At 65.6% G+C, this 14,732-nt stretch carries 12 protein-coding genes; 2 read left to right on the top strand and 10 right to left on the bottom strand.

The window, feature by feature from the left end; genetic code table 11:
- The first annotated feature begins 201 nt into the window (after positions 1 to 201).
- Entirely contained in the window at positions 202 to 2,814 is a 2,613-nt protein-coding gene (gene gspD, locus J2W23_RS10955) for a type II secretion system secretin GspD (RefSeq protein WP_307648729.1), read from the top strand.
- A 187-nt stretch (positions 2,815 to 3,001) separates the two neighbouring features.
- On the opposite strand, the gene J2W23_RS10950 is transcribed toward gspD, so the two are convergent.
- From J2W23_RS10950 to J2W23_RS10920, 7 genes are all read right to left on the bottom strand, one after another.
- Positions 3,002 to 3,916, bottom strand: coding sequence for a LysR family transcriptional regulator (locus tag J2W23_RS10950; protein WP_307648877.1), 915 nt, complete (start codon positions 3,914 to 3,916; stop codon positions 3,002 to 3,004).
- A gap of 343 nt (positions 3,917 to 4,259) precedes the next feature.
- Positions 4,260 to 5,273, bottom strand: coding sequence for a nitrilase (locus tag J2W23_RS10945; RefSeq protein WP_307648728.1), 1,014 nt, complete (start codon positions 5,271 to 5,273; stop codon positions 4,260 to 4,262).
- A 45-nt stretch (positions 5,274 to 5,318) separates the two neighbouring features.
- Positions 5,319 to 6,320, bottom strand: coding sequence for a branched-chain amino acid ABC transporter permease (locus J2W23_RS10940; protein WP_307648727.1), 1,002 nt, complete (start codon positions 6,318 to 6,320; stop codon positions 5,319 to 5,321).
- On the bottom strand, positions 6,317 to 7,183 hold the full coding sequence (locus J2W23_RS10935) for a branched-chain amino acid ABC transporter permease (RefSeq protein WP_307648726.1): 867 nt from the start codon (positions 7,181 to 7,183) through the stop codon (positions 6,317 to 6,319). Before J2W23_RS10935 ends, J2W23_RS10940 begins: the two co-directional genes overlap by 4 nt.
- A 1-nt stretch (position 7,184) precedes the next feature.
- A complete protein-coding gene (locus J2W23_RS10930; protein WP_176659635.1) occupies positions 7,185 to 7,877 on the bottom strand; it encodes an ABC transporter ATP-binding protein in 693 nt (230 codons plus the stop codon).
- Entirely contained in the window at positions 7,864 to 8,607 is a 744-nt protein-coding gene (locus J2W23_RS10925) for an ABC transporter ATP-binding protein (protein WP_307648725.1), read from the bottom strand. The genes J2W23_RS10930 and J2W23_RS10925 overlap by 14 nt, the downstream gene beginning before the upstream one ends.
- Before the next feature lie 9 nt (positions 8,608 to 8,616).
- Positions 8,617 to 9,930 carry an ABC transporter substrate-binding protein gene (locus J2W23_RS10920; protein WP_307648724.1) on the bottom strand — a complete coding sequence of 438 codons (1,314 nt, stop codon included), beginning with the start codon at positions 9,928 to 9,930 and terminating at the stop codon, positions 8,617 to 8,619.
- A gap of 273 nt (positions 9,931 to 10,203) precedes the next feature.
- On the opposite strand from J2W23_RS10920, the gene J2W23_RS10915 reads away from it, so the two are divergent.
- Entirely contained in the window at positions 10,204 to 11,208 is a 1,005-nt protein-coding gene (locus J2W23_RS10915) for an AraC-like ligand-binding domain-containing protein (protein ID WP_176659633.1), read from the top strand.
- Here J2W23_RS10915 and J2W23_RS10910 read toward each other — a convergent pair.
- From J2W23_RS10910 to J2W23_RS10900, 3 genes are read right to left on the bottom strand one after another with little or no spacing between them, the layout of a single operon-like run.
- Complete coding sequence (locus tag J2W23_RS10910) at positions 11,197 to 12,342, bottom strand: alpha-hydroxy acid oxidase (RefSeq protein ID WP_307648723.1); 1,146 nt, start codon at positions 12,340 to 12,342, stop codon at positions 11,197 to 11,199. The genes J2W23_RS10915 and J2W23_RS10910 overlap by 12 nt on opposite strands.
- Before the next feature lie 47 nt (positions 12,343 to 12,389).
- Positions 12,390 to 13,313 (bottom strand): ketopantoate reductase family protein, encoded by a 924-nt coding sequence (locus tag J2W23_RS10905; protein ID WP_307648722.1) that lies wholly within the window; start codon positions 13,311 to 13,313, stop codon positions 12,390 to 12,392.
- The gene (locus J2W23_RS10900) at positions 13,310 to 14,731 is read right to left on the bottom strand and encodes an MFS transporter (RefSeq protein WP_307648721.1); all 1,422 of its coding nucleotides are present in this window, start codon (positions 14,729 to 14,731) and stop codon (positions 13,310 to 13,312) included. The genes J2W23_RS10905 and J2W23_RS10900 overlap by 4 nt, the downstream gene beginning before the upstream one ends.
- Position 14,732 lies beyond the last annotated feature (1 nt).

The raw sequence follows: 14,732 nt of genomic DNA, 5'->3' as shown, positions 1-14,732 counted from the left end.
GGGTCGGCGAGACAGCAACGGCGTGTGATCGACATCGAAATTCAAACCGCCGTTGGCGTCTTACCCCATGCTCCCTTTTCCCCTGCGGCTGCTGTGTGCCGCAATGATTCCTCTTGGTGCCCGGCCATTCGATCTGAGACGAACCGCCCGCCAGTGAAAGACCTCGGCGCACGGGGCGCTCTTCGGTTCAGGCTCCGGGCCGTGTGCCTGGGTCTGCTTGCGGCCGGCGCGCTCGGCAGCGCCTCTGCGCAGAACGCGATCAAGGCGGTCACGAGCGCCATGCAACAGGGCGCGGAGGTGATCCAGATCGACCTGGCACGACCGCTCGCCGCCGTGCCCAGCAGTTTTTCGGTCGCGACTCCCGCGCGCATCGCACTGGACTTCCTAGGTGCCACCAACGATGTCGGGCGGGCAGCCATCGAAGTGAATCAGCCCAACCTGCGCTCGATCCATGTGGTGCAGGCCGGCGAGCGCAGCCGGGTGGTGTTGAATCTCCGGCAGCCGGTGCAGTACGCGGCGGAGCTGCACGGCAATTCGGTGCGGGTCACGCTGCAGGCGGTTGCCGCAGCCGAGACACGGACGGTGGAAGCGCCCGCGCCGGTCGATGCCGCGCCAGCGCCTGCTGCTCGCAGCAGCCCGATCACGCTCAATTTCTCCAACGCCGACATCGAGGCCGTGGCGCGCACCATGGCGGTGGTCACCGGGCGCAATGTGGTGGTCGATCCGCGCGTGAAGGGCACGATGGACCTCGTGACCGACCGCGCCGTACAGCCGGCAGCCGCCTTCAATCAGTTCGCTGCGGCGCTGCGTCTGCAAGGCTTTGCGGTGCTGGAGACCGAGGGCCTCTACAAGGTGCTGCCCGAAGCCTACGCCAAGCTGCACAGCGTCGCCGTGAACACCTCCATCGGCGCCGTGTCGGCGTCGGCCAGCAACCAGGTCGTCACGCAGATCTTCCGGCTCAACCACGAGTCGCCCAACAGCCTGTTGCCGGTGCTGCGTCCGCTGATTCCGCCGAACAACCCCATCAATGTGAACCCGGGCAACAACTCGCTCGTGATCACCGACTACGCCGACAACATGCGCCGGCTCGCGCGCATCATCGCGGCGCTCGATGTGCCGAATGCGTCCGATGTCGAGGTCATCCCGTTGAAGTACTCGATCGCCACCGACCTGATTCCGCTGGTACAGCGGCTCATCGAGGGCGGTGCGTCGGGCGCGCCGAGCGTCAGCGAAGCACCGGGCGGTGCCGACGCATCGTTCCGAACCACGCTGCTGGCCGACCCGCGCAGCAATTCGGTGCTCATGCGCGCGGCCAACCCTGCGCGCGCGCAACTGGTTCGCACGCTGGTCGAGAAGCTCGATCGTCCGCCCGCGGAAAGCAGCAACGGCCTGGCCGGCAACATCTACGTGGTCTACCTGAAGAACGCCGATGCGGTGCGCCTGGCGGCCACGCTGCGCGCAGCGATGGCGGCGAACCAGCAGGCCACGCCGGGCACGCCCGGCGCCACCGGTGGCGGCGGCAGCCCCGCACCGCAGCAGACCAGCTTCCAGCCCAACAACCAGAGCAGCATGAGCGGCAGCGGACAAAGCGGTTCGCCGGCCGCCAATGCGCCGCTCAACAACGCCAACCAGCCGTCCACCGGCGGCCAGATCCAGGCCGACCCGTCGACCAACTCGCTGATCATCACGGCGCCCGAACCGCAGTACCGCCAGATGCGCGCGGTGATCGACAAGCTCGACGGCCGGCGCGCGCAGGTGATGATCGAGGCGCTGATCGTCGAGGTGAGCGCGAACAAGGCCGCGAACTTCGGCGTGCAGTGGCAAAGCGCGCTGGGCAACAACGCGGTCATCGGCACCAACTCCAGCCTGAACAAGTCGAACATCCTGGCGCTGACCCAGGCGCTGGCCACCCGCAATGCCGCCGGGCTGGCCTCCTCGATCCAGCCGGGGCTGAACCTGGGCATCGCCGGCAAGATCGGCGGCCAGTACATCCTGGGCGCGATCGCCAACTTCTTCAACAGCGATGGCGATGCGAATGTGCTCTCCACGCCCAACCTGCTGACGCTGGACAACGAAGAAGCCAGGATCATCATCGGCCAGAACGTGCCCTTCCCTACCGGCTCGTACGCCAGCACCTCGGGCTCGGTGGGCGTCAACCCGTTCACCACGGTCGAGCGCAAGGACGTGGGTCTCACGCTGCGCGTGCGCCCGACCATCAACGAGAACGGCACCGTGCGCATGACGATCTTCCAGGAGGCCTCGACCGTCGATCAAAACTCGCTGAGCAACCCCAATGGCCCGACCACCAACAAGCGCTCGATCGAATCGAGCGTGCTGGTGGAAGATGGCGGCCTCATCATGCTGGGCGGCCTGCTGTCGGACACCTACAGCAACAACATCGAGAAGGTGCCGCTGGCCGGCGACGTCCCGGTGCTGGGCAACCTGTTCAAGAACGAGAACCGCACGCGCAGCAAGAGCAACCTGATGATGTTCCTGCGTCCCGCAGTGATGCGCGACGGCGCCTCGACCGAGGCCTTCGCCTACGACCGCTACGACGAGATTCGCGGCCAGCAGCTGCAGACGCAGCCCAGCACCGACAACATCATGCTGCGCGGGGTGAACGCCGCGCCGCTGCTGCCAGATGCGACGCTGCAGCGCTCGAGCAACCGCGGCGCGGGCAGCACCCGCATGGAAGGCACGCAACTCATTCCGCCGCCGCAGCCGCTGCCCGATACGCGCAAGCTTGCGACCAGCCCGCTGCGTGGGGCGCTGCCGCCTACGGCCGATCCGGTCAGCGCACGGGAAATGCCATAGGTCGCCAGCGGCTCACCGCGGACCGAGCGTTCTGTTCGAGCGCTGCGGCTCCTGGGATCGCGCATCGAGCCCAAGGCGCCTCGGGAATCCGAAGCCGGTGAAATCAATCGGCCCTTGCTTTTGCCCGCGGTTCTTCAACGGAACGCCCGTAGCGGGGAGGTCCCTGCGGGCGCACAGTCTCTGAGCGCTATGCACTGGATGCTGGTACCCAATCCTGATGACTGAGCTTCTCCACAGCCATGTCGGCGAAAGCTGTTACCGCCAGCGGGCGCTGCTGGCGGCTGGGATAGACAACGCTCAGTCCGTGACCGGCCCGCGTGTACTGCGGCAGCACCCGCACCAGTCTGCCCGCCGCGATATCTGATGCAGTCAGGACCGACGGCAGCGCCGCGATGCCAAGGCCGGCGCACGCGGCCTTGCGCAGAACCTCTTGTGCGTTGCTGCTGAAACGCCCTCTCACGCGCACCTCCTTCTGCATGCCATCGATGTCCTGCAAGTGCCACGTGACGCAGCCACCGGCATTGGACTGCACCACGCACTCATGCGCGCGCAGTTCTTCCAGGTCGGCGGGCATGCCATGCGCCGCCAGGTAGGAAGGGCTGGCGATCAGTTCGCCGTAGCTCGCGAAGATTCGCCGGATCACCTGACTGGAGTCTTGCAAGGGTCCACCGCGAAATGCGACATCGATGCGCTCGGCAATCAGATCGACCAGGAGGTCACTGAGCACGAAGTCCAGGCGCACAAGTGGATGCTTGGCCAGAAACTTCTCCACCCATTCCATCTGGAAGAAATCGAAGAAGCCGGCTGGAGCAGCAACGCGCACCATGCCGCGGGGCTCCGCGTTTTCCGCCACATGCAGTTGACCGGCTTCGATGAGTTCCTCGACTGCCGGGCCGCATCGCTCATGGAAAGATTCGCCCGCGCTCGTCAGCGCGAGCTTGCGGGTCGAGCGCTGCATCAACCGCGTGCCCAACCGCGCTTCAAGTTGCTGGATGCGCCGGCTCACCGTGGCGGTAGGCATGCGCAACCGTCGCGCGGCCTCGGCAAAGCTGCCGTAGCGCGCCACTTGTACGAACATTGCCACTTCATTCAGATCGAGCACGAAGATTCTTTCTTTTTGTTGCCAGGATCGAGACTGCCTTCTTTGAAATTTCTCCAACTTGACCCACAGCTTCAAGAAACACCAATCATGGGAATCTCGACGCAACAGAAATGCACGAGAAAGTCTTGAGATGCGCCCCCTCGCGCAACACGCTGAACAGCGGCGGACATCCCGGAAGCACGAAGCTGATTCGCTCGATATTCGCGAGGAATGCTCGCCTGACAACGCGGCGTGCGAAGGCTCTTTGGCCGGCTGAGAACGGAGCTTTTCTATCCTCGGGGCCAGATACGCATGGTCATGCCGCTGCCCGCGCATGGCACGCCATCGGCGATAGCAAAGGAATTCAATCTGGCTTGGCTTCTGTCCATTGCGCCCCATCGGTGACGCCCTCTCCAAAACTGATGCTCGTTCGGCGGGGGTTCTTGTTGACCATGAGGCGTACGACGTCGCCGCGAGCGTAGTGGCCCGAGGGGTCGTAAGCCGCCTTGGCCACGGCAATGTTGGCGAGATCGATGTCTGCGTAGAGCAGGCCCTCCTGGTCCTGAGGCATGTGTGCCACCAATGGCTGTCCATCCGGTCCGAAGATCATCGAGTAGCCGCCACCAGGCTTGGCTCCGTCGGCATTGAGCAACTCCGCTCGCTCAGGCGTATCGCACAACACGTCGAACATGTCTTGTCCGGTGACCGCACTCGCGTGAAGCACGTAGCAGCCCCCTTCCAGCGCGTAGATCTGACTGGCGGAGAGATTGACCTCATGGCCAAGCGCAAAGGCCTTGCCGCGGTACAGCGTGAACGACGGCCAGGAAGCGACGTGCACTTGTTCGTGCATCGAGTACATCGCGTACTTGGAGAGCGGTTGGATGTGCTCCGCGCAGCACAACGCACCCAGCCGGCCAACGCTGCTGTCGGCGACCTGGAAGTCCGATCCATCGCCCTCGCCGAACAACGTGCGCTCGACGTGCGTGGGTTTCAGCTTCCGGCGCTTGAACACCATCTCGCCCTTGTCACTGATGAGCGCCTGGCTGAGGTACAGGGATCCACCCTCGATTTCGGAAAAACCGATCACTACATTGATGTCCGACCTCTTGGCAGCCGCGGCGATTGCCGCGAGTTCCGGTCCGTCGGACCGGAGCGAATTTGCGTGGTACCTGGAGACGAACTGCATCCCCCATGCAGGCGTTCCGAGCCACAGCCACCACGGATAGCCCGGGATGAAAACTTCGGGAAAGGCCACGAGCTTGGCGCCTTTTGCGCCTGCTTCGGCAATGAGGCCGATGGCTTTTTCCGTTGACGCCATCGCGTCGAGAAAGACCGGGGAAGCCTGGACGACGGCGACCTTGAATGCTGTTTCGGACATCTGGATTTCCTTGACCGGAAGTGAACTGAACTGAAGGGGATGAGGTCAGCGGCGAGGCATGTCGCGTCGCACGCCAAAAGGATCGATGGCCCATCGCCGGGTGACGAGGCTCCAGGCGCCGCCGGGTGCGAACACCATGGTGGCGATGGCCAGCGACCCGAGGCCGATGAAATACCACGAGCCGTAGCTGGCGAAGGACTCGCGCAAGAGGAAGTAAAGGATCGTTCCCAGGATCGGGCCTTCCAGTGTCCCGATACCGCCCAGGACTGCAATGAAGATGGCGGCAGCGGACCAATTCAACGAGAAGGTCGCATCCGGCGTCACCTGCAGCGTGTTCATGTAGGCCACTGCTCCCGCGAGCCCGGTGATGGAGCCGGCGATGACCCACAGCGCGAGCTTGGCCCGCTGGATCGAAACGCCGGATGCGGCCGCGGCGGCCTCCGAGTCCCTCACGCTCATCAGCGCCAGGCCCAGCTTGCCCCTGAGCATCAGGCGGGCGATGAAGAGCGCGCCGACGCCGGTGATGAGCGCGGACCAATAGACACCCGCGTTGCGCGTCCAACGATCGAAGCTCCCGAGGGCCTCGAGCGGCATGCCGCCGCCTGCTCCCAGCCATTCGTTGTTCAGCGTCAGGATCCGCAGCATTTCCGCGAGCACCCATGTCCCCACCGCGAAATGCGCGCCGCTGAGCCGAAACATCGGCAGCGCGCTCAGCAATGCGAAGAATGCGGTCGCCGCGGTCGCGAGCGGCAGCATCATCCAAGGGTTGATTCCCAACCTGTTGGACAGGGCGAAAAGGGCATAGGCCCCCACGCCGACAAACATCTGGTGCCCCACGACGACCAGCCCGCCGTAGCCTGCGAGCAGGTTCCAGGCCAGCGCCATCGCGAAGACGGTGAAGACTTCCACGAGGAGGCGTTGGGTTGCGAAGCTCGTGAACCACGGCGCCAAGGCCAGGGCGCCCAGCACGGCGAGCAACGCGACGCCAGCGACCGCCCTGCCCGCCTTGCGCGGCCGGGCCCCATTCATCAGTGCGACCGAGTTCATCGCGAACCCTTTCCGAAAAGCCCTTGCGGGCGTGCCAGCAACGCGATCAGGAAGACGAGGTGTCCGAAGAACGGGCCGAGGCCCGACGACACCTTGGCACCAAGGAGCTGCGCCACGCCGATGATCAAGCCACCGACGAACGTGCCCCAGACATTGCCGAGGCCGCCGAGCACAACGGCCTCGAAGGAGTACAGCAGGCGCTCGGGCCCGGCCGTGGGGGAGAACGGCGTCCTGATGCCGTACATCACCGATGCGAGCGCGATCACGGCGAGGACGAAGCCGGTGACCAGCGCGAAGAAGTTGCGGTCGTCGACGCCGACCAGCCGCGCGGTGCCGGGGTCGTCCGCGACGGCGCGCGCCTGCCGGCCCAGATGCGAGTGGCCGATCAACCAGCTGGTGCCCGCGAAGATGGCCACACTGATCAACGTCGAGACGAGCGGCAGCAGGCCTATGGACACCCCGCCCAGGTCGAATCCCTGCAGGGCGAACTCGCCGGCCTGGAGGCTGCGCGTATCGGCCGTATAGGCCTCCTGCAGGAGGTTCTGCAGGACGATCGAGAGCCCGAAGGTCAGCAGCAGCGGCGAAAGCGCTCCCCTGCCCACCACGCGATTGAGCAGGACCCTCTGCAGCGCATAGCCGATGACGAACATCATCGGGACCACGGCGAGCAACGAGATGAACGGACCTATGCCCAGGAGCTGCATCACCGTGCTGCACAGGTAGGCGCCCAGGACGATCAGGTCGCCGTGCGCGATGTTGATCATCTTCATCACGCCGAGGCTCAGGCTCAGGCCCAGCCCGAAGAGGGCATAGAGCGCGCCGAGCATCAGCCCGCCTGCGATGGTTTCGAGTAGTGCTTGCATGTCAGATTCCAAAGTAGGCCTGGGCAACTTGCGCGTGGTCCGCGTGTTCGGCGCTGCCTTCCAGCACCACGCGCCCCTTCTGGATGCAATAGAAGCGGTCGGATTCGGAAAGCGCGCGCTTCACGTTCTGTTCCACCAGCACGACCGCCAGCCCGTCCCTGCGTGCGCGGCCCAGGAGTTCATAGACTTCGTTGACGGCGACCGGCGAGAGGCCCAGCGAGATCTCGTCGCACAGCAGATAGTCGGGATTGCAGACCAGCGCGCGCGAAAGAGCCACGAGCTGCTGCTGGCCGCCCGACAACGCCGTCGCGGGACGGTGCTGGAAGGCTTCCATCACCGGAAACTCCTTCATCAGGCGCTCCACGGTCCACGGCCCCTTGCGGCCGTTGCGCATCGCCAGCTGAAGGTTTTCGCGGACCGTCAGGCTGGGAAACAGCCGCCGGCCTTCGGGCACCAGTGCAATGCCGCGATCGAGCTGCTTGCGCTCCGGCTCTCCGCCCACGGGCCGGCCGTCGAGCAGGACCCCGTCCGGGCGAGTGCGCACCGAACCGACGATCGAACGAAGCAGCGTCGATTTGCCCGCCCCGTTCGATCCGATCAGGGCGACGGTTTCGCCTGGCCTGACCTCGAACGTGAAACCGAACAGCGCCTGGAACAGGCCGTAGTACGCATCGAGACGGTCAGTGCGCAGCATGGTCGACCTCCTCGCCGATGTCGGAACCGAGGTAGGTGTCCCGCACGGTCTGGTCGCCCATGACCGATCCGGGATCGCCGTCGCAGATGACAGCGCCGCTGGCAAGCACCACCAGACGATCCGCGGCGGAAACCAGGGCATGCACCAGATGCTCGATCCAGAGAATGGTGACGCCGCTTTGATGGATCGTGACGATCAGCTGCAGCAATTGCTGCATCTCGCCGTCGGTCAGGCCTCCGGCCACCTCGTCGAGCAACAGGAGGCGCGGCTGCGTGGCGATGGCACGCGCAAGCTCGAGGCGCTTTCGCTGAAGCAGCGTGAGCGTGCCCGCCAGCTTGTCCGCGACCGGCGCGAGGCCGCAGCGTTCGATCGCATCGACCGCCAGGGCCTGTGCGGCACTCCCGGTCCCGCTGCGGCCGAAGCTCGCGGCGACCAGGGCGTTCTCGTAGGCGGTCATGCCTTCGAAAGGCTGCGGAATCTGGAAGGTGCGTCCGATGCCGGCGCGGCAACGCTGCGCCGCATCCAGCGTGGTGACGTCCATGCCGTCGAGAAAGACGCTGCCGCCGTCGCAGCGCGTGCTGCCGGAAATGAGCCCGAACATGGTGCTCTTGCCGGCACCGTTGGGGCCGATCACGCCGATGAAGTCGCCCTCCTCGACGCAAAGCGAGAGCTTCGGAATGATGACCATGTCGCCGTAGCGCTTGGTTGCGTCGCGCAGTTCGAGCAGCATGGCAGCTCCTCAGCCCAGCTTCAGGAGTTCGAACTTGCGCTGCACGGGAATCTCGGGCGCCGTCTTGTTGTTCGTGATGAAGAGCTCGGGCTTGCCTGCCGCGTTCACCCGCCACTGGCCGCCGACGACACGCATCTTGGAGACGTTCTTGATGCCGCTCGACGTGAAGTCGAGCCTGCCGATGATGGTGTCGTGTTTCATCACGCGCACGGCGTCGGCCACCTTGACCGGGTTCTTGGGGTCGCCGCTGGCCTTGAGTGCCTGGATGCCCGCTTCGAACAGCGCATGGACGACGCCCATCGGCTGGGTCCACTCGCGCTTCGTGGCGGCGGTGTAGGCATCGGCGAACTGCCTTGCCGTCTGGCCGGTGAGGCTCGACTTGAACGGATAGGCGGGCGTCCACCAGATCTCGGTGGACATGCCGTCGGCGCGCGGGCCGAGTGCGGCGACCCCGCCCGGGAAAAGCAGAGCCTTGGCGACAGTCGCGACCTTCGGCTTGAAGTTCATCTGCGCGGACTGCTTGACGAACGACGCCCACTCGGGCGGATTGAACAGGCCGGTGACGATCTCGACGTTGTCCTTCTTGAACGCCTGGATGTAGGAGGAAAAATCGTCGGCGCCCACCGGGAACCGGCCGATGTCCACGATCTTGTAGCCCGCCTTGGCGAAGGCGCCGGGCATGCCGAGCTTCAGGTCGCCCATGGCGTTGCCGGGCACGTCGTTGCTGAAGACCGATCCCACCGCCTTGTTCGACGGCACGCCGGACCAGATGTCCAGGTACACGTCGGAGATGTCTTCAAGGCCCCAGAAGAAGTGGAAGACGCTCTTGAAGCCCTTGGCCGGGTCGCCCTTGAGCGGGAACATCCACGCTTGCCACGGGCCGACCGTCGAGATGCAGGGCACGCCATTCAGCTCGCATTGCTGCGACGCGTTGGGGCCGATCGCCACCTGCGCCAGCATCAGGTCGATGTTCTCCTTGTTGATGAGTTCGGCCGCCAGGTTGGACTGCCGGTCGGGGCTGCTCTGGTCGTCGCGCGCCAGGATCTCGACCTTGTATTTCTTGCCCCCGACGACAAGGCCGTCCGCGAGCGATTTGCGCACCTGGTCGAGGATGAAGTCGTCGGCCTCGGCGAAGGGAGAGAAAGGCCCCGTCTTCGGGCTGATGTAGCCGATCCTGATCGTGTCCTTGTCGGCTGCCCAGACCGCGCTGGCCTGGCCAAGGGCCGCCACCGCGCCGAGCGCTGCCGCGCCGCGAAGCAGTTGGCGACGGTTGCCGAGGAGGCCGGTGTCGCCGGCGTTCTGCATGTGAGTGGATGTCTTCAAGGTGCGCTCCGTTGCGGTTACAGCCCTCCGCGAAGGCCTGCCGGAACTTTGCTTTTTTCCGGCACGCGCGACTTTGCTGGCGCGGCCGGAAAAGTTGACTGGAACGGCCCTTCCCAGAGGCTGAAACACGCGCGTCCCCGTGGCGTGACCTAGGGTTTCCTTGGCATCAACCTTGCGTGATTTCCATCAAACTCCGGGCATCCGGACTCATGCACCGGGCTTGCTCTACCCGGGCACCGAGCAAGTGCAACGTCAGCCCCAAGGCGGGCCGCCATGTCGACCTCCACCGTCACCTCGACCTCGATCCTCGCTTCCACCGCCGGCCTCGATCAGCACGACAAGTTCGGCTATTGGCAGGACGTCGTGTGCCGTGCGCTGGTCGACCTCGAGTGCAGGCCGATGAGCGGAATGGCCTTCGAGGCCTCCGTCGAGGGATCGCGCCTCGACGGGCTGAGCGTTGCCCGCATCGAGGCTTCGGCGCATCGCGTCGAGCGCCAGCCTTCGGCCATAGCGCGCGCCAGCGAAGAGTCGCTGATCTTCAATTTCGTGCTCTCGGGCGTGGCCATGGCGCAGCAGGATGGAAGAAGCGTGGTGCTGAAGGCGGGCGATGGCGCCGTCTGCGACGCGCAGCGCCCCTACTCGCTCAGGTTCGACGACACGTTCAAGATCATCACGATCAAGCTGGCGCGCTCGGCCATCACGCACCGGGCCGGGAGCATCCATCGCATCACGGCCAGAAGCCTCGGCGAATCGAGCCAGATGTGCCCCATCCTTTTCGGGTATTTGGTCAGCTTCAGCAAGCAAGCCTCGCTTCTGCCGCCCGCGGCCTCGGAGAAGGTTGTGAGGAACTTCACCGAACTACTGGCCGCCGCCCTGGACGAGGTCATCCTGGCCTCACCGCTGCCGCTCTCCGAATACCGGGCAACCGCATTGATGCGCGTGAGGGACTTCGTGGAGCGCCATCTCGACGTGTGCGAACTCGACACGTCGATGGTGAGCACCGCCTTGAACCTGTCGCCGCGCTACATCAACAAATTGTTCGAAGCCGAGAACACATCCCTGACGCGGTACATCTGGCGCCGGCGCCTGGAGCGTGCGGCGGCCGACCTTCAGGATCCGGCGCGCGCCGGCCTTGGCATCTCGGCGATCGCGATGGCGCACGGCTTCAACGACCTGAGCCACTTCAGCCGGGCATTCCGGCAACGGTTCGACCTCTCGCCCCGCGCCTACCGCGCAAGCGGCGCTGTCTCGACGGGTTCGACCGCTTCAAGCGCCTGAGGCGTCACCCGCCACCCGGCGAGCCGGAAGATCGCGCACCGTTGTGGCACCGAGCAGGGTCATGTTGCGCGTCAGATCGTCGGCCAGGATTTTCAGCACGGCTGCCGCGCCCTGCTGCCCGCCCACCGCCAGGCCGTAGAGGGTGGGCCGGCCCACGAACACAGCCGTCGCACCCAAGGCCAGGGCCTTCGCGACGTCGCCACCACGGCGGATTCCGCCGTCCATGAACACGGGAATGCGTCCGGCGACTGCCCCCGCGACGCGCGGCAGCGCGGAGATCGCCGAGGGAGACGCATCGTTCTGGCGGCCGCCATGGTTCGACACGATCAGGCCGTCGATGCCATGGTCGACCGCCATGCGTGCGTCGTCCGGATGGAGCACGCCCTTGAGAAGGAGCGGTCCCTTCCACAATCCGCGAAGCCACGACAGCGATTCCCAGGCGAGCGACCGGTCCATGGCACGAGCCAGCAACGCCGCCTGCATGCTGGTCGAACCCGCGCCGCCGCCCGAGGGCGTCAGATTGGCAAAGTCCGGTGCGCCGCGAGGGGCCATCCGAAGCGACCACCTGGGGTGACTCACCAGATCCCAGGCCAGGCGGGGCGTCGGCCGAAAAGGCATGCGGAACCCGTTGCGCAGGTCGAGTTCGCGGTTGCCGCTGACGGGAACGTCCACGGTCAGCACCAACGCCTGGTAGCCGTCCCTCTGGGCACGCTCGACGATCTGGCTCGCCATCTCGCGGTGCATGACGTACAGCTGCATCCACTGCACGCCGCCTGGAGCGGCTGCGCGCACATCCTCCAGCCGCATGTTGGAAGCGGTCGACAGTGAAAAAGGAATGCCTGCATCGGCCGCCGCGGCCGCCAGCAGCCGGTCGCCTTCCGGCCGGACGAGGCCGTTGAGACCTGTCGGCGCAATGCCGATGGGCAGTGCCCATTTCCGGCCGAAGACCTCGACGGAGGTGTCGACCTGCGTGGTGTCGCGCAGCACGCGCGGCGTGAGCTCGATGGTCGACAGGTCGCCCGCATTTCGACGCATGCAATGGCCATCGTCGGCAGAGCCTTCGATGTAGTCATGAACGAATCGCGGCAGCACCGCGCGGGCTCTGCGCCGGTAGTCTTCAATGTTCAACAGCATGAGAATTTCCTGAGCGGCGGTGCGCGTGTCTCGTATCGATTGCGGCGTCAGGCGATGGTGCGCGCTTGCGCAAGACGCACGAGAGCCAACAATGTCTCCGTGACAGGCAGCGCGATGTTCAGGGGACCGGCCAGCGCCACGACGGCGCCGTTGATGCTCTCCACCTCGGTACGGCGGCCGGCCAGCACGTCCTGCAGCATGGAGGGCTTGTGTCCCTTGTGCTGGGCGATGGCGCTCGCCACATTGCCCCGGCATTTGGCGAGATCGACATCGATGCCCAGGCGCAGTGCGACGGACAGAACTTCGGTGACAACGTCGTTCGCGAGGCGGCTGCCGTCGGGCACTTTGCCGAGTTCGTCGACCGTGCAGCCGGATACGGCGCAGATGCTGTTCAATGCGGCGTTGAACGCGACCTTCTCCCAGATCGCCGCCCACACGGTGCTGTCCGAGGTGCAATCGAGCCCGGCCTTCGTGAGCACTTCGGTCACTTCGGAAACGAAGGGGCGATCGATTCCGTCGGCCGCCATGAGCCGCACGACGCCCTTGCCGTGCGAGTGCACGTGGCCGGGGCCGATCATGTCCGCCGGCCATGTGGTGACACCGATCAGGACGCGCTCCGGCGGCACGAACCCGGCGATCTTCTCGATATTGCCCAAGCCGTTCTGCAGCGACAGCACATGCACGCCTGGACCGATCAGATGCCGCACTCCGGACAGGGCCGCGCTGGTGTGCAGCGTCTTGGTGAATACCAGGAGCAGATCGGGGAAGCCAGCGGCATCTTCCGGGCGCACGGCCTTCAGCGCCGTGACCTGCCGATCGCCGCCATCGGTCGCCAGGCGAAGCCCCTCGGTGCGGACCGCGCCGATGTGCGCGTCGTTCACGTCGATCAGCGTGACTTCGTTGCCCGACTCGGCGAGCAAGCCACCGAACAGCGACCCCATCGCCCCTGCGCCGACGATCGAGATCTTCATGATGACCTCTCCCGCGAAATGCTTTGCGGCGGCAACACACCTGGCAAGCCCTGGTCTCGACCACGCCGCAACAGCACCTCGCGCCTGGGAATGTGCCGGCGAACGACGAGCAGCGCGACCATGGCGAAGAACATCGCCGTACCCAGCAATGCCAGATACGCCGTGGCCCCGCCCGCCGTGATCACGGCCGCCCCTGTAAAGGCGCTCAGGATCGCGCCGAGGCGCCCGAATGCCAGTGCGGATGCGGTCCCCGTGGCTCTGACGCTGGTCGGGTACATGAATGCGCACAGGGCGTACATGGTGGACTGCACGGCGTTCACGAACATGCCGTGCACGCCGAATCCGAAGATGAGCAGGCTGGTGTCCTTTCCAACATTCAGGGTCTGCAGGGCAAACGCGCTTGCAGCAGCGCCGGCACAGCACAGGACCAACGGCCAGCGGGATCCAAAGCGCGTTATTGCCACCGCGCAGGCCAGCGCGCCAATCACGCCACCAAGGTTGTATGCCGTCAGTCCCGAGCCGGCGACCGCCATCGAAAGCCCTTCCGACGTCAGCATCGTCGGCAGCCAGCTGAAGGCGGTGTACACGGCCGTCAGGCACATGAAGAACGCAGCCCAGGTCGCGAGCGTGTCGCGGGCCAGGCCGTCCGAAAAGAGTGCGCCGAAGCCGGCGCGCTTCTCGACGACTTGTTCAGCGGCGTCGGTGTAGGTCACGTCCTGAGCCATGGGGCGCCCCATGCGTCCGAGCAGCCTGCTCAGTTCGCCCCAGCGGGCCGGATGGCGGGCGAGGAACCGCGGCGACTCCGGCAACATGAAGAGCAGGAGCACCGCCAGGGCCATAGGGAAGGTACCGCCGATGAAGAACAGTGCGCGCCATCCAAAGGCCGGCAGCACTTGCGCGGCGAAGAGGCCTGCCAGCATGCCGCCGAGGGGCACGCAGACAATCGTGGCCGTCACGGCAAGCGTCCTGCGGCGGGCAGGCGTGAACTCGGCGGTGACCGTGGTCGAGCTCGGCAGCGCGCCGCCGATGCCCAGGCCGGCAATGAATCGAAGCACCGCCACGGTCAGCACATCGGGCGCAAGGCCGATCGCGCAGGTGGCCACGCCGAACAGGAAGACGCTTGCGATGACGGCCATCCGGCGGCCGAAGCGATCGGCGAACAGCCCCGCACAGGCGCTTCCGATACCCATGCCGATCAGGCCCGCCGCCACCGCCGGGACGAAGGCTTCGCGCGTGATGCCCCACTCCTTGATCATCGAAGGAATGGCGAACCCGATGAGCTGGCCGTCGAATCCATCCATCACGATCGAGAGGGCGGCCAGGAAGACCACGAGCTTCTGCATGGTCGTGTAGGGACCGTCGTCCAGCAGCCGGCCGATGTCGGCATTGCCCTTGAAGGCCGCAGCAGTGGCGTTCAAG

The sequence above is a fragment of the Variovorax boronicumulans genome, assembly GCF_030812215.1.
Taxonomy (GTDB): Bacteria; Pseudomonadota; Gammaproteobacteria; order Burkholderiales; family Burkholderiaceae_C; genus Variovorax; species Variovorax boronicumulans_C.
This window is presented reverse-complemented; position numbering and strand designations above follow the sequence as displayed.